Consider the following 18,397-nt stretch of genomic DNA (forward strand, 5'->3'; position numbering starts at 1 on the left):
ATACTCGAGGCGCCTCGTGTGTATGGGTATCGGTCGCCAGGTCACACGCCAGTGGGTGGGTCGTCGGATTTCGTGCCAGTCGGTACGTCGCCAAACGTCGCCTCAATCGGTACGTCGCCAAACGTCGCCTCAGTCGGTACGTCCTCGGACCTCGCGTCAGTCGACAGGTCGCTGAACGGTGCGTCAGTCGTAGAGCATCGCACCCTGCCCTACCCGGGTCTGGTAGGCGCGACTCTCGACGCCCGCGTCGTCGAACGTCTCGAGCATCGCGTCGGCCACCGCCCGCTGGTTGCCGGTCCGACAGACCGCCAACAGGGACGGGCCGGCGCCGCTGACCGTTACGCCCGTCGCGCCGGCTTCCAGGGCCGCCGCCCTGACGTCGTCGTAGCCGTCGATCAGGGCCGCTCGAGCGGGTGTAACGACCGGGTCGTCCATCCCCTGCCCGACGAGGTCGGGATCGTTTCGCGTCATTCCCACCGCGAGCGTCGCCGCGTTTCCCACGGTTTCGGTGACGGCCGCTCGTGACGTCGACGAGGGGACGACCTCGCGGGCGTCGCGCGTCGAAACCACGGTTTCGGGGAGGCAGGCGACCAGCGAGAGAGAGGCGTCGACCTGCGTAATGCCGTCTTCGGTGACGACGGTGAACCCGCCCAGCAACGACGGCGCGACGTTGTCGGCGTGAGCCTCTCCGGAGACCAGCGCCTCGCCCTCGGCGGCCGCCGAGACGAGGTCCGTTCGACTGTGTCCGAGGTCGTAAAGGGCGTTCAGCGCGAGGGCGGCACCGGCGGCACTCGCGGCCGAGGAGCCGAGCCCCGACGACGGACGGACGCCCTTGTCGATGTGGATGTGGGCGGTCACCCCGAGCGCCTCCGCGACCGCCCCGACGGTGTTCGACTTCGGATCTTCCGGGATGTAGGTGCTACCGACGCCTGTCACCGAAATCGAGGTCTCCTCAGCGCGCTCGGCGCGCACGACGTCCGCGGGCGTCTCGAGTGCGAGGCCGAATACGTCGTAGCCACTGCCGAGATTCGCGCTCGTCGCGGGCGCTCGCACGGTTCGCATGGCGTGTCGTACCCACAGCGGCGGGAAAAAGGTAGCGAAGCGCGCGACTGTCGCCGCCCGAGTCGCGAGCCAGTCGTCACCCATCGGTGGCTACCGGTCCGGAGTCAGCCGGCATCTATCGGGAGCTACCGGTCCGGAGTCAGCCGGCATCTATCGGGAGCTACCGGTCCGCTTCCAGGTGGGTTCCAACTCCAGCAGCGGAGCCGATTATCGATGCTCGCCGAGTCGTCGAAAGTGGACGTGAAGAGAGAGTCCCGCGAGCCCGATCGCGACCAGGACGGCGTAGATCGTGACCTCGAGTGCGGCTGGGAGAGGGTCCATTACCCGTCATTTGCGATCCGGGTGGTACAATCTCACGGCTGGATATGTGTACGCCTCAAGTGCTGAAGCGGATCGACGCTACCCGTCAGCCGGTTCACCACGTTCGCTCTGGTCGTCGGCTCGGTCGACCTCGAGCGTCTCCTCGACCTGCGTTATGACGAGTACCGCGCCGACCGCAGCGATTGCGCCGCCGAAGAGAAACGGCACTCGAAAGCCGTAGCCGACGAGCGTCCCGGAGGCGAAGGGGCCGAGGGCGATGCCGAACCCGAAGGCCATCGTCAGCACCGACAGTTTCGTCCCGGACTCGCCCGCGCCCGCGAGGTCGCCGGCCAGCGCGAGCGAGGGGGCGAACACCATCGCACCGGCGACGCCCTGGGCCAGGCGGGCGAGCAACATCGTCTCGGGGGTGAACACGTACCCCTGCACAATCGTCGTCGGGATCAACAGGACCATCCCGGCGACGATGAACGGTCGTCGCCCGAACCGGTCGCTCGCCCGACCGATCGGCGTCTGGAGGATGATCTGCGCGATCACGAAGCCGGCGAACTGGAGCCCGAACCAGGTCGATCCCTGCTCGAGACGAGCGTTGATCTGGGGCTGGAGTGTCGCGAACAGAGCGATCGAGCCCGCGAGAAAGAGCGTCGCAACCCCGAGGGTGAAGACCGGGTCCAGGAGGTGACGACCCGACCGATCGAACACGTCGATGGAGAGATCCGACCCTGCGTCCGCCACCGTCGACTCGGGATCGGAGACCAGGACGGTGACCAGCAGGTAGCTCACCGCCGCGGTGACCGTCGCGACGTAGAAGGCTGCGTCGAACCCGTTGATGGCAACTCCGGGGTCGCTCGTCCCGGGGATCGACAGCGCGTACGGTCCCGCACTGACGACCGCCCCGGCAGCGACCGGACCGGCGCCGAAACCGATCAGCCGAAAGGTGTTGTAGACGCCCATGTTGCCGCCTCGATCCCGCGTGGTCGCGAGTTCGTTCACGAGCGCGATCGACGTCGGGACGATGAAGGCGACGCTCACACCCTGCAGGCCGCGAATCAGGAACAGGTGCGTGTAGGTGTCGGCGAAGACGTACGCCAGGTTGGTCACGGCCAACCCGGCGAGGCCGACCAGGATGAACGCCTTTCGCTTGCCCGTTCGGTCGGAGTACCGCCCGGTGAACGGCTGGGCGCTGCTGCTGAGAAAGCCGTACAGCGAGAGGATCGTGCCGATGACGACGGCCTCTTCGAGGCCGAACGCGTTTCCGGCGATCAGGTCGCTGCCGACGTACAGCGGGATGACGATGATTAGAAACGAGTTGCCGACGCCGTCGGCCATCCGGGCGAACGCGAGCGCCAGCACGCGCCGGTCCACGCGAAAGAGCGAGAGGAAGCGACCGACGATCGACAGCATGCCTCCACCTCCGGGGTACAGCCGAGTAATCGTTCCGGAACCGGGTTCACTTTCTGGAACCCGGAACGACCGCGGACGCTCCGCCCGTTCGACTGCGAACCAAAACGGCTACTCGCTGGCAGACGAATCCCCCGTGTATGGTCTCTCGAGAGAGTCGCGTCCTGCTGGGATCGATGGCGCTCGTCGCCGCCGTCATCCTCGGGCTGGACCTCGTGACGAACGCGCTCGGATTGCCTCGCTGGTCGAGTCCGCTCTTTGGCTTCCTAGTGATCGTCGGGCTCGGCGTCGCCGTACCGCAACTGTACCTCGCACGCACCGACGACGAGCGATCGCCCCTCACCCGGCTACGGATCGTGGTCTTCCTGACCGTCGTCTTCGCGTTCCTGTTCGTGGGGGGCGCCCAGGGGCTCGAGCGACAGGCGATCGCCGGCCTCACAGCCCTCACCGTCGTCGGCTGGTTCGGCTACGAGTTCCTGGTTGCCTATCGCGCCGCGAAGGAGGACCCCTCCCGCCTCCCCGACGTCGACGGCGGGCCCGGGGGCCCCTGAGTGGCGTTCCAAGCCTGATCTGATGGGTGAAACCGATAGCGTTTATCCGGTTTTCACTCACCAGTCGACGCCTGGAAGAATGCTGAGTACGGAAGGCATACCCGTCCGGCGGGCCAATCGGCGGCTATGACGACCGACGACCCTGACTCTGACCCTAACCCTGATCCTGGCTCCTCGAGCGACCGCGGAGCCGCCACCGACGTCGACCGCGAGGAGTACCGCCGGGCACTCGAGGAAAAACGCGCGGAGAAGGACCAATTCTTCGCCGATCACCCCCAGTCGCCGATCCCACCCGAGGACCGCGAGGACTTCGACGGCCTTGGGTACTTCGAACCGGACCTCGAGTACCGGGTGAAAGCGACGGTCGACCTGGAGGAAGACCCCGAGGCCGACCCCGTCGCGATGGAGACGACCGCTGGACGCGAAGTGCGCTACCTCCGGGTCGCAACCCTCACGTTCGACCTCGATCGGGGGGATCCGGACCTCGCGGGGGGAAGGTACGAACTCGCGGCCTATAGTCAGGACGGGCGCATCGACGAACTGTTCGTCCCGTTCCGGGACAAGACGACGGGCCAGCAGAGTTACCGCGGCGGCCGGTACATGGAACTCGACGTCGACGGCGACCTCGAGGACGGACAGGCCCTCGTCGTCGACTTCAACCTCGCGTACTCGCCGTTCTGTGCGTTCAGCGAGACGTTCGACTGTCCGCTTCCGCCCGAGGAGAACTGGCTCGATGTGGCGATTCCGGCGGGTGAGAAGACGTACTGAGAGGCGAGGAGAAAGTGGACTGAGAGGCGGGGAGAAAGTGGACTGAGAGGCGAGGAGAAAGTGGACTGAGAGGCGAGGAAAATCGTACTAAGCGGGAATCGACGACGTCAGGGCGCGACGCCCACCGTCAAGAGCGTCCCGTACTCCCGGTACCGTTCGACCATGTCCTCGCGCGTCTCCCAGTCGTCGGTAGGGAAAGCGCTCTCGTCCGGAATCTCGGTCTCGCGATCCGGAATCGAGTCCTGTTCGGCGACGTACAGCCCCGCCTCCTGGAAGGCCTCCCGGTACTGGTCGCGACTCCAGCGGGTCATCTCCACCGAGATGGTGTCCTGCCAGCCGTGTGAGTGGACGTTCTCCTCGTAGTAGTTCACGGCGCAGTAGAAGGTCCCGCCCGGGCGAAGCACGCGAGCGACCTCCGCGAGCGCCTCGTGAGGGTCGGCGGCGTAGTAGAACGCCTCCATCGTCCAGACGTGGTCGACGCTATCGTCGGCGAACGGGAGGAATCCGAAGTCGCCGACGACGTAGCCGACGCGCGAATCGTCGGTGTAGCTCGCGGCATTGCGGGCCATCTCGGGTGCGCCGTCCAGACCGTAAACCGCTCCGGCATCGTTCGTCTCCTGGAGGGCGCGTCCGGCGTAGCCGCTGCCACATCCCAGGTCGAGAACGGTGTCGCCTGCTTCGACCGGCATCCGCGCAAGCGCGTGCTTCGCCGTGTGCCAATGGCGTGTCTCCATACCCTTGTCTCGACCGTCGGTCGCCCACTCGTCGAATTCCTCGCGAACGCTCATGATACTATTCGAGCGCGAGTGACGAAAGGTACTTTCGGTTGCCGCCCCGACCGCGTCCGGACCGACACACTCTTTAGGTCGTCCTAAATAGATGCACGTGGAGGGATTTAGGCCAGCCAAAACCCGTGGGCATCGGGCGATGGTTCGTCGACGAGCCACTGCCAGCCCTCCGTTCTCACGTTTTCGACGGACGATACCGACAGGTATTTGTGCTTTAGGTCAACCTAAAATTACGTATGGCAACGCACGACCGCGACGACTCGCTGGATACCGACCGCCGTCGACTCCTCGCTGGTTCCGGCCTCGCCGTCACCGGGCTTGCCGGGCTGGCCGGCTGCCTCGGCGGAGGGGACGATGGTAACGGTGACGGAAGCGACGGCAACGGAAGCGACGGCAACGGAAGCGACGGTAACAGTGATGGAAACGACGGCAACGGTGACGAAAGCAACTCCTCCAACCCCGATGGCGAACCAGTCACCGCCGAGGGAACGTCCTGGGACGACCTCCCCGACCTCGAGGGCTCGCTCACCATTTACTCCGGCCGAAAGGAATCGCAGATCGATCCCGTGCTCCGGGACATCGAAGACTACTACGACGACCTCACCGTCGAAATCCGTTACGACGACAACGAGACTCACCTGAGCACCATTCTCGAGGAAGGCGAGAACAGCCCGGCCGACATCTTCTACACCCAGGATTCCGGTACGCTGGGCGCGCTCGCGAACGAGGGACGAACGACGTCACTGCCGGACGACATCATCGACACCGTTCCCGACGCGTGGCGCGACCCGGACGGCACCTGGACCGGCGTCTCTGGACGCGTTCGCTGTATCGCCTACAATACGGACACGTGGAGCCCCAGCGACCTGCCGACGGACATCTTCGCGTACCCCGACGACGAGCGGTTCCAGGACGAGATGGGGTGGCGCGTCGACTCCGGATCGTTCCTCGCGTGGGTCCGCGCGCTCATGATCGAACATGGCGAGGAGACCACCCGCGAGTACCTCACGGACATGGAGGACGCGGGCGTCACCGGCTACGAGGGCGGATCGACGACTCCTGAGGCGATCACCACCGGCGAGGTTACCGTCGGCTTCGTCAACCACTACTATGTCGGCCGGCTGATGAGCGACCAGCCTGACGCCCCGATCAACGTCACCTACACCGACGGCGACCTCGGGTCGCTGTTCAACGTCTCCGGGACTGCCGTCCTCGACAGCAGCGACGAACAGACCCTCGCCACGAACTTCATCCGCCACCTCCTGGGCGACGAGGGCCAGCAATTCTTCGTCGAGACGAACAAGGAGTACGCCGTCATCCCCGGCGTCGACTACGTCCACGATCAAGTACCGCCGCTCGACGAGATCAACTACCCCGACTTCGACCTGAACCAGCTCGCCGACATCGAGCCCGCCGTCGACCTCCTCCGCGAGGTCGGCATCCGGTAAACCGACAGCGACCACGAGCACTCGAAGGCGAGCGCCCGTCGCTCACTCGAGACGGGAACGCAAGCGTCCGGCCCGCCGACTCGACCGGCACGTCCCATAGCACGCCGCCGGTTTCGGCGCGTCGTCCTGCCGGGTCTCGATGCCTCCGGATTCAATTCGATCCGGTTCGACCCGTCTCGCGTATCACAGCGTCGAACGATGTCCCCCCTTCCGAAACCCTTTACAGCATACTCTGGCAATTTTCGAGTAGCGAAACGTACTGTCTGCGGCCCCGCCACACCATGAGCGACCAACCAGTCTCCGAACCTGCCCGACCGGGAGCCGCCAGACCGCTCGGATTGACCCTCCTGAGCGGGGCCATCGCCGCCCTGATGGTCTTTCCGCTCACCTGGCTCCTCTATCGGGCCAGCGGGGTCGAGTTCGAACGCGCCTACGGGATCGTCGTCCGCCCGCGCACTCTCGAAATTCTCACCAACAGCGTCCTGTTGATGGTCGGCGTGACCCTTCTCTCAGTGTTCATCGCCGTCCCGCTCGCCGTGTTGACCGTCCGGACGGACCTCCCCTACCGTCGGTTCTGGACGGTCGTCGTCGCCCTCCCGCTGGCCGTCCCCAGCTACATTGGCGCCTTCGCGTTCGTCTCCGTCTTCCGACCCCGCGGAATCGTTCAGGGATGGCTCGAGCCACTCGGCGTCCAGGAACTGCCGAGCATCTACGGCCTCCCGGGTGCCATCGTCATCATCGCCCTCTACACCTACCCCTACGTCTACGTCACGACGCGAGCGGCCCTGATCCGGCTGGACACGACGCTCGTCGACGCCGCGCGAACGCTCGAGCACGACCGCCTGGCGGCGTTCCGGCGCGTGACCCTCCCCCAGATTCGCCCGGCGATCGTCGCCGGTGCCCTGCTCGTCGCCCTCTACGCCGTCTCCGACTTCGGCACTCCCGCGTTCCTCCAGGCGGAAGTCTACACGCGACAGATCTACCTCGAGCACCGGAGCCTCGGCGGAGCAGACTACGCCGCGTTCCTCTCGCTGCAGTTGATCGTCATCACGGTCTTCATCCTGGCCGTCGAGTCCCGGGTGCGCGGGAGCGAGACGATTCACACCTCCGGTGCTGCCGGCAGGACCGACGACCGCATCCGCCTCGGCCGCCTCAAATATCCGGCGACGCTCGCCTGCGGGCTCCTCGGGTTCGTGACGCTGGCGATGCCGATCCTGATCTACCTCTCGTGGCTCTCGACGAGCCAGAGCGACGTCCCAGAGAGCTTCACGTTCCAGTGGGTGTACGTCTGGAATTCGGTGCAGGTGGCTGGACTGGCGGCGGTCGTAGCCGCCCTCTTCGCCCTGCCCGTCGCCTACCTCTCGGCGCGCTCTGACTCCCGGCTCGGGCACCTCTTCGAGCGGGCGACCTACGTCGGCTACGCCGTTCCCGGGATCATCATTGGCCTCGCGCTGGTGTTCTTCGGCGCGAACTACGGCGACCTCGCCCTGGGACCGCTCTCGCTGCGCGTCTACCAGTCGATCCCGATCCTCGTCTTCGCGTACGTCGTCCGGTTCATGCCTCAGGCGGTGGGCTCGACCCGGACGTCGATTCTGCAGGTAAACCCCCGTCTCCACGAGGCCGCTCGAACTCTCGGACACGGCCCGCTCGAAGCGTTCCGACAAGCGACCCTGCCGTTGATTGCCCCCGGTATCGTCGCGGGCGCAGCACTGGTCTTTCTCACGACGATGAAGGAGCTACCGGCGACGCTGCTCCTGCGGCCGACCGGCTTCGAGACGCTCGTGACGCGGATCTGGGCGGCCGAGAGCGCCAGCCTCTACGGCCACGCGGCGATTCCCGCCCTCATACTCATCCTCGTTTCGGGAATTTCGATGGTCATCATCCTCCGGCAGGAACGGGTGTGACGCCGGTAGCCGCCGCTCGAGACATCACTCCTGGATGGACGGGATATCGAGGAGACGATGCACGAACCCGAGTGGCGCGCGTCACCTCCGCCCGCGGTACGGCGCGGAACTCGCGCAGCCGTTCGGTCAGGTCACGACGACGGAAACCGAACGCCGTCGGACATCCGCATCCTTAAGTCAATCCCGAAACTTGTTCCCTCCAGTATGGAGTACGCGCTCGAAATCGAGGGGACGCCGGAGACCGTACCGGGGGGGACGGGAATTCTCCTCCTGCACCCGAGCACCGGCGAAACGGACCGCATCGACACCGACTTTCTGAAGACCGACACCGATTCGTTCCTCGTCGTCTCGACGCGAACCACCGCCCGAGAGGTCACCCAGAAACTCGAGTACTACGACGTCGACGAATCCCGCGCCGTAATCCTGGACACCCTGAGCATCGAGCGGGGCTACTCCCGGCGCTCGAGCGACGATGTCCACTACGTCGCCGCCCCCGACGACGTCGACGGCATCGTCCGTCAGGTCGAGCGCTTCCTCGAGGAAAACGACGGGAAGGTACGGCTGAGTTTCGACTCGGTCACCGAACTCGCCTACTACGCCGGCGAAGACGCCGCTCTCGAGACCGTCGAACGGCTGGTGGGGTTGCTCGAGGAGCATGACGCCGTCGGCCTGTTTCACCTCTCCGAGGAGGTCCACGACGCCGACGTCGTCGATCAGTTCCGAGGACTGTTCGCCGGTATCGTCGACCTGGACGAGGACGGGACCGTCACGGCGGAGTTCTGATCGGCGGGTCGCGGGCGCGGATTTACTACTTCGAGTCTTCGAGTTCTACTTCGAGTGCTTACGCTTCGAGTGCTCATACTTCGAGTGCTCACACATCGAGTGCTTACGCATCCTCGAGCGCCGCGAACGTCTTCTCGGCCCACCGGACCGCGTAGGACGGGCCGTGGTCGCGGTAGGCGCTCGTATCGAGGGCCGCGAACGGGGCCGGTAACTCGAGGCCGTGTTTGATAGCTGCACACGCGAGTTCCGTCGCGTCGGCGAGGTCCGTCTCCCCGTGGGCGACGGCCCCCGGGAGTTCGGAGACCCGACCCTCGAGTCTCGTCCCGGCGTCCGCCCACGCTTCCGCCAGTTCGGGGTGGGCGTCCGTCCAGGACCGGAAGACATCGCGGGTCTGTAGTCCCGTCCAGCCGTCGTACAGCGCGGCGGCGATCTGGTAGGTGGCGTTCGGTTCGAGCGGGACGGCCGCGTCGAGGTCTCGATACGCCTCCTCGAAGAACCCCAGGAAGTGTTCGGGTACGTCGAGGCCGAGTTCGACGAGCGCTTCGGCGAGTAGGAAGTCGAGGAAGGACTCGGGCGTCCCCTGGACGCGACTCTTGACCAGCACGACCGGCGGCCTGGTCTGGCGAGTCCAGACGATGCTCCCGTCTCCGGGCATCCCGATGGTGAAATCCCGTCCAGCGTACCGGGCGAGGAGGCGCGGTGCGTCCTCGGGAAGCCACTCGGCTGGGTAGGTCGACGGCTCGAGACCCTCGACCAGCAGGCCGAGATCCTCCGCCTGGGCCGGCGGAAGCGTCTCGAAATCACGGCCCGCGTCCAGGACGAGCGCCTCGGGGGCGTGTTCCTCGCGAACGGCGTCGACGGCCGGCGAGAGGGTGCGTTCCTCGAACATCAGGCGGCGACGATCGCCTGGGCGACGAACAGCAGCGCCAATAGGGCCGAGGCGGCGATCGTGGTGACGACGACCTTCGTTGCAGTGCTCATGGCGCCAACTCGGCGAGCGATTCGCTTAAAACCATCTGTCTGCCCGCGCTCGAGGGTGCGTTCGACCGGCGGTACCGGAAAATTCGGCGGACGTATCTAGGTCCCGTGGTCCCACGAGCCCATGTACTCGCGCTGGACGTCCGTCAGGTCGTCGAACGCGACGTCCTCGGCGGCGAGTTTGATCTCGGCGATCTCCTTGTCGAGTTCGTCCGGCACGTCGTGGACGCCGGGGCCGTACGCCTCGCCGTTCTCGACCATCTCGCGGACGCAGACGGCCTGGATACCGAAGCTCTGGTCCATGACCTCGACCGGGTGGCCGAGCGCGATGGGGGCCGCGAGGTTGACGAGTCGTCCCTCCGCGATTACGTTCAGGCGGCGGCCGTCCGCGAGTTCGTACGCCTGCACGCCGTCGCGAGCCTCGTAGGTGTCGACTGCGAGGTCGGCGAGTCCCTCGAGGTCGACCTCGATGTCGAAGTGGCCCGCGTTGGCCAGCAAGACGCCATCTTGCATGACCTCGAAGTGCTCCTCGACGATGACGTCGCGATTGCCCGTCGTCGTGAGGAAGACGTCGCCGATCTCGGCGGCCTCGACCATCGGCATCACGTCGTAGCCCTCCATGTGGGCCTCAAGCGCCCGTCGGGGCTCGACCTCGGTGACGATCACGTTCGCGTTCTGGCCGGCAGCCTTCTTCGCGACGCCCTTCCCGCAGTAGCCGTAGCCGGCCACGACGACGTTCTTGCCGGCCCACGAGAGGTTCGTCGTCATCGCGATGGACGCGAGGGAGGACTCGCCGGTGCCGTGGACGTTGTCGAACAGTCGCTTCATCGGCGTGTCGTTGACCGCGAAGACGGGATACTCGAGCGCACCGTCTTCGTCCATCGCGCGCAGGCGGTGAACGCCCGTGGTCGTCTCCTCGGCACCGCCGACAATGCCGTCGATGAGTTCGGGGTAGTCCTCGTGGACGGCCGCGACGAGGTCCATCCCGTCGTCGACGGTGATCGTCGGCTCCAGGTCGAGCGTCGCGTGGATCGCGTCGTAGTACTCCTCGCTGTCGACGCCGCGTTTCGCGTAGCACGTAATGCGCTCGTGGGTGTCGAGCGCCGCGCTCACGTCGTCGTGGGTCGAGAGCGGGTTACAGCCGGTGATGGCGACCTCGGCGCCGCCATCGGCCAGCAACTCGACGAGGTTCGCCGTCTTGGCCTCGACGTGCATCGCCATCGCGATGCGCTCGCCCTCGAGTGGCTGATCGGCCTCGAATTCCTCCCGGAGCGCGGTGAGGATCGGCATGTGCTGGGCGGCCCAGTCCATCTTGCGTCGGCCCTCCTCGCGTGCGGACTCGAGGTCCTGGACGTCCGAGTCGGGGTCCTCGGCGGCGGCCGATAGCTGGTCGCTGATCGGTGGATAGTCGGTCATGTTCCGATAGAGGCAGAGGGCGCTCAAAACCCTACCGAAGGCGGGTCGGGTTGCGAGGGAGTCGTCGACGTCTCGAGGTCATAATTGGGCCCCGATCGGCGGCGGGTCCGAAGAAACCTGTCGGTTCGGGTGTGGAGTAGCGGCTCGAAGAGGTCACGTTTCGAGAGGGGAGTCCAGGAGCGGGGTATCCGGCGAGGAGCGTAGTGAGTGCCTCTGACAGCGACCGCGTCCGGTACGCTCCCCCAGCAGCGCGTTCGACCCGAAGCCGGTTGGGGGGTCAGTCCGGGTTCGGGTTCTGATTCGGGCTCGATTCGGGTTCTATCGTGGTCGAGCGGAGTTAGTTGTCGCCACCGTCCTCGTCGTCGCTGTCTTCGTCGTCGCTTTCTTCGTCAGTTTCGTCGATCCCGTCAACTTCTTCCCCATCGTCGTCCACATCGTCGTCAGGACCTGCGTGGGCTGGTGGGCCGCGCTCGTCGTCATCGTCTCTGTCCGGCGGGCCACGACGGTCGTCATCAGCGTCATCGCCTTCGTCGTCGGCGTCACCATCGTCGTCCGCATCGCCGTCAGGACCCGCGTGGGCTGGTGGGCCGCGCTCGTCGTCACTCGGTGGACCGGCGTGATCCGGGGCGTTCCCGGGATTGTTCTGGACGACGAAGTTCGCGACGGCGATTCCGAACGGACCATCCGTGTCGTTACGGTTCTCCTCGATGAACTGCGAGACGAGGGCACCGAAGGAGTCGGCCGACTCGTCTTCGTCACCGTCTTCGTCATCGGCCGCCTCGAGCGTCACGCTCGTGGTGGCCGTCACGTTTTCGGCGGACGCCGTGAGATCGACGGAGACGTTCTCCTCGGGGGTCGGCAACGCGACGGTTCCGTTCTCGTCGGCCGTGTACGTTCCGTTACCCGCGTAGGAGGCGTTCTCGTCGCTCGGGGCGACCTCGAGTGTGGCGTTGTCGGCTGCCGTTCCGTTGTGTTCAATCGTCACGACGACGTCGTCCGTCTGGTCGACATCGATCGTGAGCTGCGATTCGGTCGTGTCCTCGCTGGCCATGGCCGCCGCACCGAGCGGGGCCAGCACCGAGAGGATCATCGCCGCAGCCAGTACCGCTGCGGTGAGTGTGTGGCGTCTCATCCCGGCTGGAACACCCTCGAGATCACTGATAAACCCCGTCAGCAGTTCGGGTTCGTTGACGTTCGTTTTGGCCGTCCGAGAACCGTTTATAGCGTTTATAGAATACACTGAGTGTTCAACGTACGCTCACGGCTGCAGCGCATCCGAGACCGACCGTTCGTTTCGCTGAACAGTGCGAACGACCCCGGTCAGGCCACCCGCTCCAGGACGGCCGCGGCGTGCTCGGTCGCTCGTCGTCGAACGGCGTCCTCGTCGAGCGTCTGGACGACCCGGTCACGCATCAGCACCTGCCCGTCACAGACCGTGTGGCGGACGTCGTTCGCGGCGGCCGCGTACGTCAGATGGCTCACGAGGTCGTGGCGGGGCGTCAGGTGGGGCGCCTCGAGGTCGATCACGGCGAGATCGGCCGCGCCGCCGACCTCGAGGCGGCCGCTCTCGAGACCGATGGCGTCGGCGCTCCCCTGGGTGAGCATCTCGACGACCGCCTCGGCGGGGACCGCGCTGGCGTCGTTCGCGGCGAGCTTGCCGAGCATCGCGGCGTCGCGGGCCTCGTCGAGCATCGAGAGATCGTTGTTCGAGGCGGCGCCGTCCGTACCGAGGCCGACCGTGGCCCCTGCGTCGAGGAGTCCCTGGACCGGCGCCATGCCGCTGGCGAGTTTCATGTTCGACGCCGGACAGTGGATCACGCCGGTTCCCGTCTCGGCGAGTAACTCGATCTCGCGCTCGTTCAGGTGAACACCGTGGGCGACGAAGTCCTCGTCCTCGAGCATCCCGACCTCGTCGGCGTACTCGAGCGGGCGAATGCCCTGTGCCTCGACGATGGGGTGGACCTCGTCGGTGGTCTCGTTCGCGTGGTAGTGGACCGGGATATCCTCAGTACGGGCCTTCGGGATGAACTCCTCGAGAATCTCCTGAGAGACGGTCGTCAGCGAGTGGGGCATGAACGCCGTCGAGATGCGACCGTCGGCCGCGCCGTCGAACTCGCTGGCCACGTCGAGACTCTCCTGGGCATCCGCTCGGGCATCGGCCTCGTCCTTGCCGACGGTGACGATACCGTGACCGAGTCGCGCCCGGAGGCCAGCCTCCTCGACTGCGGCGGCGATTTCGGGCACCTCGAAGTACATGTCGGCGAAGCCGGTGACGCCGCCCTTGATGAACTCGAGCAACCCTAACTCGGTGCCAGCCCGGACGTCCTCGGCCGAGAGGGCGGCCTCGACGGGCCAGATGTCCTCTCTGAGCCAGGCGTCGAGGGGCTTGTCGTCGGCGTACCCCCGCAGGAGCGTCATCGCGACGTGGGTGTGGCCGTTCACGAAGCCGGGCGTCACCAGGCAGTCGGTCGCCTCGAGCGTCTCGTCGGCCGCGAGGTCCTCGCCGATCTCGAGAATCTCGCCGGTCGATTGATCGATCAGTACGTCCGCGCGGTCGACGGTTCCGTCGGGGCGGAGGCAGTCCCCGCCGACGATCGCCAGCGTGGTCATTGCGTGACGTTTCGGCGGGGGAGGTGTTAATCTGCCGTCTCCGATTTCGACGCCGCCTCGCTCTCCGCCGATTCGCCGGCCAGCGGTAACGTGAACGCAAACGTCGACCCCTCCCCGGGTTCGGACTCCACCCAGATGCGCCCGTCGTGGCAATCGACGATGCGCTTACTCAGCGCCAGTCCGATCCCCGTCCCCGGATGTTCGTCGCGGGTGTGGAGTCGCTCGAACACGTCGAAGATCCGATCCTGGTTCTCCGGGCTGATGCCGAGCCCGTCGTCCGTCACGCTCACCTGGCACAGCTCCCCATCCTGTTCGGCGCCGATATGGACGGTCGGAGACTCCTCGTCGGTGTACTCCAGGGCGTTGCTCAACAGGTTCTGAAAGAGCTGTCGGAGCTGCTCGGCGTCGCCACGAACCATCGGAAGCGGGTCGACTCTGAGGTCCGCCTGGGACTCCCCGATCTTCATCCGCAGATCCGAACGCACGTTCTCGACGACCGTCTCGAGGTCGACCGGTTCGAACGACCCCGACTCGGTGTCGACCCGCGAGTACTCGAGGAGCGCCTTGATCATCCGATGCATGCGTTCGGCCCCGTCGACGGCGTACGCGAGGAACTCCTCGCCGTCCTCGTCGAGGTCGTCGCCGTACCGGCGTTCGATCAGCTGCAGGTAACTCGAGACCATCCGCAGGGGCTCCTGGAGGTCGTGGCTGGCCGCGTAGGCGAACTGCTCGAGTGCGCGGTTGGAGTCCTCGAGTCGGGTGACGTAGTGCATCAACTCGAGGGATTGCTGGCGCCGGGCGAGCAGCGAGTTGAGCTGTCGAACCAGCGGCTCACGCTCGATCGGCGCGGTGACGATCTCGTCGACCAGGAGCGAGTCGTCGTTCTCGTCCGGGTCGGGGAGGACGATTCGAGGGTTCGTCCGTTCCCGCCGGACGAGGACGACCGGGCAGAACGCCGGATCGCTCTTTTCGACGTGCTCTTCGAGGGGCGCGTGGTAATCGGGGAACGAGAAGTCGTCGACCAGGTATGCGTCGGCCTCGACCACCGACTCGTCGGTGAGCACCTCGTAGCGATCCTCGAGCAGGTGACGGACGGCCGCCCGGTTTCGGTCCTGGGAGATCAGGAGCTGAACGCGGCTTTCGGACCGTCGGTGCTCGACGCGGTTCGGGTTACTCATTGGTCGTGTGTTCCAGCTGGTGGAGGGCTGTCGATCGACTCGGGCCTCGGTCACTCATCCTGCGCCAGGTCGCGAATATCGCTCATACGGGGGTTCCCCTGGAGCACGCCGTGGAGTCCGGAGAGCGGGTCGCCGACCCGGAGGCCGTCGTCGGTGATCTCGAACTCCCGGAGACTGTGCTCGAACCCGCCGGTTCGTTTCTTCAGGACGCCGATGACCTTCCGCAGTCGACCGTCCATCTCGACGTAGCTCATAAACATGAGGTTGTCAGCCAGGTAGCTGATGTTCGGGCTCGTCGCCGTCGAGATACCGGTGATCTCGGAGATCTCGTTCGTGAAGATAACCGTCACGCCCTCGTTTTTGAGGTAACGGGTCAGGCCGTGAAGCTTTCGAATCAGTTCTGACTCCTCACCCTGAACCGAGATCGTGTAGCCGTCGATACCGTCGATGAACACGACGTCGGTTCCCTCAGTCTCGACCTGCTCGATGACTCGGTGAGCGAACTCCTCGCTCGAGAGGGTGAGTGGTTCTACCTGCTCGATCGTGAGATCACCCGATTCGCGCATGTCGCCGATGGGGAACCCGATCGATTTGGTTCGGTGACAGTAGGTCTCGATGCTCTCCTCGAAGAGGTAGGCCGCACAGGTCATCCCCTCCTCGACCGCCCTGGTCACGAACTGCGTCCCGACGGTCGTCTTCCCGACGCCAGAGGGGCCGCTGATGAACGTGACCGTCCGTTGCTCGAACCCGCCCTCGAGCAGGTCGTCGAGTTCGTCGACTCCCGACCGAAGCGGAGTCGGATCGAACGTCGTCTCTTCGTGCACGGGAACGACGTCCGGGTAGACCTCGATCCCGTGTTGGCGGATCTCGAGACCGTGTTCTCCCTCCATCTGGCCGAGCGCGCGGTGTTTCGCGGGGGTGATGCGTCGTCCATCGATCCCGCGAGTGAGTTCGATGATCCCGTCGCTCAGCGAACGAACCTCGGCGTCGGACTTTTCGTCGTAGGACGTGGGCGCCGTGGCGACGACCGTGATGTCGCGCTGTTTGAGGAAACGCATGAACGCGAGCATCCGCTTGCGGAACTGATAGCCGCTCGACTCGACGTACCGGAGCTGGGTAATCGGGTCGAGGACGACCCGCGTCGGATCGATCTCCTTGATCGCGTCGTGAATATCGCGGGTGTACTGCTCTTGCTCGAGGTCGCTCGGGTGAACCAGGTCGTAGGCCTCGTCCTGGGTGAAGAAGTCCGATTCGGGCCCCAGGTCGAGGAATTCGGCATCCCTGACGTCGATTCCGACGGCCAGCCCGTTCGAGACAATTTCCTCTTGGGATTCCTCGCCGTGGATACACAGCACGGTCTCTCCCTCGTCCAGCCCAGCCTCGAGGAAGTGCATACCGAGAAGCGTCTTCCCCGTGCCCGGTTCGCCCTGAACGAGATACATACGACCACGGACGAATCCGCCGTTCAGAAGCGTATCGAGGCCATCAATTCCCGATCGGATCGTTGAGATGGACGCCGACATAGACGACGGGACACTACGAGAAGGGTGAGATAAAACCTGTGTGCTCCACACCCTGAAAATCGTAACGAGCGACGGTTGTCACCGGTATTCGGCACAATCGATCGGGAATCGATGCAAGTGTGGTAGCAACCGCCACAGTCTCCGCATCGGTCGGACCGCCGGAGACACCACGACGTCGGACGCGATTGTGAGGATTCGCTACCCTCGAGACCCGCAGCGACCTTCATCGCGCCCGTTACAGTCGGCGGATTTATCGCTTTGTTGACCGTACGTGACGTATGGCGACACGTTCGCGACCGGCGACGGACTCGAGGGACGGGCCACTCGTGCTCGTGCTTGCGCTAGCGGTTCTAACGCTCCTGACGGCGCTGTACCTCCTGGTCACGGAATCGTCGATTCGACCGGCCGTCGGCGCGTCGCTCCTGGCGTTCGGGTTCGCCGCGTTCGCCGCCGTCGATCAATTGAGCGAGCGACGGGTGCTCGTAGCCCTCGAGGCAGGGTGGCGCGAGCACCGACCGTACGTCGGCTTCGCCGCCGCGACCTTCGCTATTGGGATCCTCCTGGGAGTGCTCCTCTACGCGCTCGGGGTCGACCTGCTCGAGTTCGTGCTCGAGGCCCTCGGAGAGGAGTTCGTTGGCGACGAGGAACTCGAACCCGGTGCCGGATCGGGGTCCGGATCCCCCTCGATCGAACTGACGGCCGGACTGTTCGTCGTCAACAACTCGGGCCCCTTCGCGCTCGCCATTCTCGGCGCCGTCTCGCTCGGAGCGTTCACGCTTCTCATCATGGTTTTCAACGGCATCCTCATCGGAAATCTCGCCGTCGGCATCGGCGGTCAGATGGGGTACGCCGAGTTCGTCACCCTGCTCGTCCCCCACGGCGTGTTCGAACTCACCGCGCTCTTCATCGCCGCCGGCATCGGCTTCCGGCTCGTCCACCGGTTCGGTCAGCGTCTCCGCGGGAGCCGCGACTCGTTTCTCACGAAGCGGTACCTCTATCGGACCGGCCTGCTGGCGTGCTTCGGCTGGTTCCTGCTGGTACTTGCAGCGTTCGTCGAGGCGTACCTGACCATCGCCATCGCAGAAACACTCTTCGAAATCTGATCGGCTGATCGCCGGGGCGGGTTCCGGGATTGGTGAGACCAGCAACTGCGGCGTCCTGGACGCTCACTCTCGAGGCGAATCGTCCACCGGAACCTCCCTGTCGTCGGTCGTCACCGGTACGGCCACGGACCCCGGTGGCGCGTCAGTCACCGTCGCCGTCACCGTCGTCTCCTCGAGGTCCGCTTCGGACTCAAGGACCTCGTAGCCGTCGTCCGTCTCGACGGCGACCGCGACGTCGGTCGGACTGGCTCCCGGCGGTAGTTCCGAGGGATCGTACGGGAGTTCGATGCGGCAGGCCACGAGTCCCTCGACCTCGTCGACGGCGTTCAGTTCGACCGGATCGCCCAGCGCGCCGGGCGGGGCCTCCGTATCGGATTCGACGATTTCGACGGCGTCGGGGACCGAGGAGGCGACCAGTTCCAGGCGAGCGGTCGTTCCGGGAGCGGTCCGCTCGAGCGTCCGTTCGATGATGTCCTGTGGATCGTAGCCGGGAATGGGCATGGACCAATGTTCGAGCGTAATCGCCGTAGTTCCCCGGCGTGCTATCGCGTGGTTGGTCGTCCGCG

At 65.5% G+C, this 18,397-nt stretch carries 16 protein-coding genes; 6 read left to right on the plus strand and 10 right to left on the minus strand.

The window, feature by feature from the left end; all coding sequences use genetic code 11:
- Positions 1–183: 183 nt before the first annotated feature.
- The gene (locus tag NGM15_RS11255; protein ID WP_253430830.1) at positions 184–1,062 is read right to left on the minus strand and encodes a homoserine kinase; all 879 of its coding nucleotides are present in this window, start codon (positions 1,060–1,062) and stop codon (positions 184–186) included.
- 399 nt (positions 1,063–1,461) lie between these two features.
- A complete protein-coding gene (locus tag NGM15_RS11260) occupies positions 1,462–2,784 on the minus strand; it encodes an MFS transporter (protein ID WP_253430833.1) in 1,323 nt (440 codons plus the stop codon).
- A 137-nt stretch (positions 2,785–2,921) separates the two neighbouring features.
- Between NGM15_RS11260 and NGM15_RS11265 the strand changes: the two genes are divergently transcribed.
- Positions 2,922–3,332, plus strand: a complete 411-nt coding sequence (locus NGM15_RS11265; RefSeq protein WP_253430836.1) for a hypothetical protein — start codon at positions 2,922–2,924, stop codon at positions 3,330–3,332.
- 126 nt (positions 3,333–3,458) lie between these two features.
- Entirely contained in the window at positions 3,459–4,100 is a 642-nt protein-coding gene (locus tag NGM15_RS11270; RefSeq protein WP_253430839.1) for a DUF1684 domain-containing protein, read from the plus strand.
- Positions 4,101–4,207: 107 nt separating this feature from the next.
- On the opposite strand, the gene NGM15_RS11275 is transcribed toward NGM15_RS11270, so the two are convergent.
- Positions 4,208–4,888: a class I SAM-dependent methyltransferase gene (locus NGM15_RS11275; protein ID WP_253430842.1), complete on the minus strand. Its 681-nt coding sequence runs from the start codon at positions 4,886–4,888 to the stop codon at positions 4,208–4,210.
- 236 nt (positions 4,889–5,124) lie between these two features.
- Between NGM15_RS11275 and NGM15_RS11280 the strand changes: the two genes are divergently transcribed.
- From NGM15_RS11280 to NGM15_RS11290, 3 genes are all read left to right on the plus strand, one after another.
- Positions 5,125–6,336, plus strand: a complete 1,212-nt coding sequence (locus NGM15_RS11280; protein ID WP_253430844.1) for an extracellular solute-binding protein — start codon at positions 5,125–5,127, stop codon at positions 6,334–6,336.
- Positions 6,337–6,617: 281 nt separating this feature from the next.
- Complete coding sequence (locus NGM15_RS11285; protein WP_253430847.1) at positions 6,618–8,240, plus strand: ABC transporter permease; 1,623 nt, start codon at positions 6,618–6,620, stop codon at positions 8,238–8,240.
- Between the two features lie 204 nt (positions 8,241–8,444).
- Positions 8,445–9,023, plus strand: coding sequence for a DUF7090 family protein (locus tag NGM15_RS11290; RefSeq protein ID WP_253430849.1), 579 nt, complete (start codon positions 8,445–8,447; stop codon positions 9,021–9,023).
- A 103-nt stretch (positions 9,024–9,126) separates the two neighbouring features.
- Here NGM15_RS11290 and NGM15_RS11295 read toward each other — a convergent pair whose 3' ends face one another.
- The 6 genes from NGM15_RS11295 to NGM15_RS11320 form a co-directional block, all read right to left on the minus strand.
- Positions 9,127–9,912, minus strand: coding sequence for a DUF7089 family protein (locus NGM15_RS11295; protein WP_253430852.1), 786 nt, complete (start codon positions 9,910–9,912; stop codon positions 9,127–9,129).
- Positions 9,913–10,100: 188 nt separating this feature from the next.
- A complete protein-coding gene (locus NGM15_RS11300; protein WP_253430853.1) occupies positions 10,101–11,417 on the minus strand; it encodes an adenosylhomocysteinase in 1,317 nt (438 codons plus the stop codon).
- Positions 11,418–11,754: 337 nt separating this feature from the next.
- Entirely contained in the window at positions 11,755–12,549 is a 795-nt protein-coding gene (locus NGM15_RS11305) for a hypothetical protein (RefSeq protein WP_253430856.1), read from the minus strand.
- Positions 12,550–12,737: 188 nt separating this feature from the next.
- Positions 12,738–14,027, minus strand: a complete 1,290-nt coding sequence (locus tag NGM15_RS11310; RefSeq protein ID WP_253430858.1) for an amidohydrolase — start codon at positions 14,025–14,027, stop codon at positions 12,738–12,740.
- Positions 14,028–14,053: 26 nt separating this feature from the next.
- Positions 14,054–15,205, minus strand: coding sequence for a sensor histidine kinase (locus NGM15_RS11315; protein WP_253430861.1), 1,152 nt, complete (start codon positions 15,203–15,205; stop codon positions 14,054–14,056).
- 50 nt (positions 15,206–15,255) lie between these two features.
- The gene (locus tag NGM15_RS11320; RefSeq protein WP_253430864.1) at positions 15,256–16,728 is read right to left on the minus strand and encodes an ATPase domain-containing protein; all 1,473 of its coding nucleotides are present in this window, start codon (positions 16,726–16,728) and stop codon (positions 15,256–15,258) included.
- 278 nt (positions 16,729–17,006) lie between these two features.
- On the opposite strand from NGM15_RS11320, the gene NGM15_RS11325 reads away from it, so the two are divergent.
- Complete coding sequence (locus NGM15_RS11325; RefSeq protein WP_253430867.1) at positions 17,007–17,831, plus strand: stage II sporulation protein M; 825 nt, start codon at positions 17,007–17,009, stop codon at positions 17,829–17,831.
- Positions 17,832–17,894: 63 nt separating this feature from the next.
- Here NGM15_RS11325 and NGM15_RS11330 read toward each other — a convergent pair whose 3' ends face one another.
- On the minus strand, positions 17,895–18,332 hold the full coding sequence (locus NGM15_RS11330; protein WP_253430870.1) for a hypothetical protein: 438 nt from the start codon (positions 18,330–18,332) through the stop codon (positions 17,895–17,897).
- Between the last annotated feature and the right edge of the window lie 65 nt (positions 18,333–18,397).

The organism is Natronosalvus halobius (assembly GCF_024138145.1).
GTDB classification, from domain to species: domain Archaea; phylum Halobacteriota; class Halobacteria; order Halobacteriales; family Natrialbaceae; genus Natronosalvus; species Natronosalvus halobius.

Excerpts from the sequence above, each read along its gene's own strand:
- NGM15_RS11260 (WP_253430833.1), bottom strand. The coding sequence starts at position 2,784 with ATGCTGTCGATCGTCGGTCGCTTCCTCTCGCTCTTTCGCGTGGACCGG.
- NGM15_RS11310 (WP_253430858.1), bottom strand. The coding sequence starts at position 14,027 with ATGACCACGCTGGCGATCGTCGGCGGGGACTGCCTCCGCCCCGACGGA.
- NGM15_RS11265 (WP_253430836.1), top strand. The coding sequence starts at position 2,922 with ATGGTCTCTCGAGAGAGTCGCGTCCTGCTGGGATCGATGGCGCTCGTC.
- NGM15_RS11290 (WP_253430849.1), top strand. The coding sequence starts at position 8,445 with ATGGAGTACGCGCTCGAAATCGAGGGGACGCCGGAGACCGTACCGGGG.
- NGM15_RS11255 (WP_253430830.1), bottom strand. The coding sequence starts at position 1,062 with ATGCGAACCGTGCGAGCGCCCGCGACGAGCGCGAATCTCGGCAGTGGC.
- NGM15_RS11285 (WP_253430847.1), top strand. The coding sequence starts at position 6,618 with ATGAGCGACCAACCAGTCTCCGAACCTGCCCGACCGGGAGCCGCCAGA.
- NGM15_RS11320 (WP_253430864.1), bottom strand. The coding sequence starts at position 16,728 with ATGTCGGCGTCCATCTCAACGATCCGATCGGGAATTGATGGCCTCGAT.
- NGM15_RS11275 (WP_253430842.1), bottom strand. The coding sequence starts at position 4,888 with ATGAGCGTTCGCGAGGAATTCGACGAGTGGGCGACCGACGGTCGAGAC.
- NGM15_RS11280 (WP_253430844.1), top strand. The coding sequence starts at position 5,125 with ATGGCAACGCACGACCGCGACGACTCGCTGGATACCGACCGCCGTCGA.
- NGM15_RS11295 (WP_253430852.1), bottom strand. The coding sequence starts at position 9,912 with ATGTTCGAGGAACGCACCCTCTCGCCGGCCGTCGACGCCGTTCGCGAG.
- NGM15_RS11315 (WP_253430861.1), bottom strand. The coding sequence starts at position 15,205 with ATGAGTAACCCGAACCGCGTCGAGCACCGACGGTCCGAAAGCCGCGTT.
- NGM15_RS11270 (WP_253430839.1), top strand. The coding sequence starts at position 3,459 with ATGACGACCGACGACCCTGACTCTGACCCTAACCCTGATCCTGGCTCC.
- NGM15_RS11305 (WP_253430856.1), bottom strand. The coding sequence starts at position 12,549 with ATGAGACGCCACACACTCACCGCAGCGGTACTGGCTGCGGCGATGATC.
- NGM15_RS11330 (WP_253430870.1), bottom strand. The coding sequence starts at position 18,332 with ATGCCCATTCCCGGCTACGATCCACAGGACATCATCGAACGGACGCTC.
- NGM15_RS11300 (WP_253430853.1), bottom strand. The coding sequence starts at position 11,417 with ATGACCGACTATCCACCGATCAGCGACCAGCTATCGGCCGCCGCCGAG.
- NGM15_RS11325 (WP_253430867.1), top strand. The coding sequence starts at position 17,007 with ATGGCGACACGTTCGCGACCGGCGACGGACTCGAGGGACGGGCCACTC.